Source organism: Xenorhabdus entomophaga, from assembly GCF_037996725.1.
GTDB classification, from domain to species: Bacteria; Pseudomonadota; Gammaproteobacteria; order Enterobacterales; family Enterobacteriaceae; genus Xenorhabdus; species Xenorhabdus khoisanae.
This window is the reverse complement of record NZ_JBBMXH010000216.1, coordinates 1-2,328: the sequence shown is the minus strand read 5'-3', so window position 1 is coordinate 2,328 and position 2,328 is coordinate 1. Positions and strand designations below refer to the sequence as shown.

Below are 2,328 nucleotides of genomic sequence, written 5' to 3'. Positions count from 1 at the left end.
CAGGCTTCATCCTTGATTTTGATATTAGTTTGGCGACGATTATCAGATCATAAATGAAGCCTTTTTTCTATCTAAAATATACGGTTACTGCTTAAGATCCTGTATATGATTGTCAGTTAACTGAGGAGCATAGAAACTTTTTCAATCAACAGAATAGCAATACTGATGCTTATCGAATACTCAGGGATCACCTTACTGAGCTTCTAAGGTGAGTGCATAAAAGGAAAATTTATTCTGAGATAGTTTCTCCTGTCAGTTCATGAAGCGATTTCTTAAAGTATGTTTACATGTTGGGAATGAAACCTCTCAGAGGTTTCAATAGTCACATTCCTTTTCAAGATACGTTCTTTTGTTGTAATAACCATTTATCTAGTTCATTTGCGAACCGCTGGCGATCACGTTGGTTTAAAGTAGCAGGCCCTCCCGTTTGGATTCCACTCGCTCGCATCGTATCCATAAAATCACGCATAACTAGGCGTTCACGTATTGTCGCTTCACTATAACGCTCACCGCGCGGATTGAGTGCTATTGCACCTTTTTCGATCACTTCAGCAGCAAGAGGGATATCTGCTGTAATCACTAAATCCCCGCTTTCTGAGCAACGAACAATTTGATTATCAGCGACATCAAATCCTGCTGGGACTTGTAACGTACGTAAAAAGGCGGATGCAGGTACACTTAATCGTTGATTTGCCACAAATGTAACCAGTATTTTTTCACGTTCAGCTGCACGATATAATATTTCTTTTATCACCTTAGGACACGCATCAGCATCTACCCATATAGACATAACAAAACCCTCTCAATTTCATATTTTTAGCTATATCAAGGATATTCCCACGATTTTTAAAATAATCAAACTGTTATAGCATTCTGATTATGCAAATCTGACATGATGGGAGCATCATAGATTCATTAACACACAATCGTGCAGTGAACTTACCGTGATCTGAAGTTCTTGCCGACGGTTTCGCCAATCTTCTTCACATCCTCTTAAATAGGTCTCCCGCGCATCAGCTAAAACCGCGGCCTGCGTGGCTGGAAGGCGAGCAGCAGCCCAACCGGCCGCAACATCCTTAGGGACAAATTCTCCAGTCACTAATGTTCGCCACATACGCGCCAGCGTTAGCAAAACATTGCGCTCATCTCCCTGTAATGTTTCAATTAAATCCGGCAGGACATCTTTAATAGCCCGGCTAATGTCCGATCTTGAAATAACTGGCAGAAGACTCGCGTTCGGGCCGACCAGTGGTATCGCTTCCTGTCGTGATTGGGCCAACACCAAGGTCAGTTCTGGATCACAAACAGGCTTGGGAATTTCTCCCATTTCATATTCGTGACGCAGCCACTCGCCGTAAATGAATTCGCTCCGGGCAGGATAAAGCGATGCAACGAGATCAGCACGCAAGAAAACAATCAGTTCGACAGGGCGACGTCCATCAGGATCAGAAGGATATCGGCCTGATATCCTCATTAAATCGGCAGTCAGACATTCCCGAATCTCTGACGTCATCGGCTGGTCAATGACCACGAGCAAATCTACGTCACTAAAGGGACGAAGACCACCAACTACAGCCGAACCATGAAGGTAGACAGCTACCAGCGATTCCGCTAGTCGCTTCTGGATAATCAACAACGCCTTATTTGCTTCGGGAGGAATGTACATAAGTAATTACCATGTGTTTGATTGAATTGGTTTAGTCTTTGGAGAGGAATACCTTATCCATAACGCAATAATTACCAGAATAATAAAAAAAACGGGGACAGACAGAGTAAGTTCCTTAAAAATAAATTTACCCATATTTATCCCAGATGCCTCCCAGGATAAAAACAATGCTACAGGGCATATCAAAATACCTGAGATAAATCCAATAACAATCAGATGACAAAGTTTTCTTTTGTTCATTTTTTGAATAATAGGGTCCAACTCTTTCTGATATTGCCAGTACTTCATAGTAAGGTACAACAATCCGAGCAATGAGCTGAGATGCTGTAGGATTTTATATATATTTATCCCCTGCCCGTTGGTAATGGAATGGAAAACGCGAAACTGTAGCAAAGGAATTAGCTCGACAAAAAAGCCTTTATTGTGTGTGAATGCGTCCCAGACAATATGGGTTACAGCGCCTATAAATAATGACAGCACAAAAACAACCCTGTCCTTATAATTCTGTTTTTCATAACGAGAAAAAGATATTGGGAAAAGGACGGATAAAGGATATATAACTTTTCAAAATGGTAGGAGTGTCAAAGAAACTCAGTCCAAATTTTGCGAGTTTTGATTTTCCAGAAACAAAAAGGCAAAAAAGAGGACTGAGTTATGCTTAT

At 41.3% G+C, this 2,328-nt stretch carries 3 protein-coding genes; all 3 read right to left on the bottom strand.

Annotation, left to right across the window (positions count from 1 at the left end; genetic code table 11):
- Positions 1–334: 334 nt before the first annotated feature.
- The 3 genes from AAC854_RS22205 to AAC854_RS22195 all read right to left on the bottom strand — a co-directional run bounded on the left by AAC854_RS22205 (position 335) and on the right by AAC854_RS22195 (position 2,197).
- Positions 335–790, bottom strand: a complete 456-nt coding sequence (locus AAC854_RS22205; RefSeq protein ID WP_340618993.1) for a YaiI/YqxD family protein — start codon at positions 788–790, stop codon at positions 335–337.
- 114 nt (positions 791–904) lie between these two features.
- On the bottom strand, positions 905–1,666 hold the full coding sequence (locus AAC854_RS22200; protein ID WP_340618992.1) for an aminoglycoside adenylyltransferase family protein: 762 nt from the start codon (positions 1,664–1,666) through the stop codon (positions 905–907).
- A gap of 6 nt (positions 1,667–1,672) precedes the next feature.
- Positions 1,673–2,197, bottom strand: a complete 525-nt coding sequence (locus AAC854_RS22195; RefSeq protein WP_340618994.1) for a DUF4184 family protein — start codon at positions 2,195–2,197, stop codon at positions 1,673–1,675.
- Positions 2,198–2,328 lie beyond the last annotated feature (131 nt).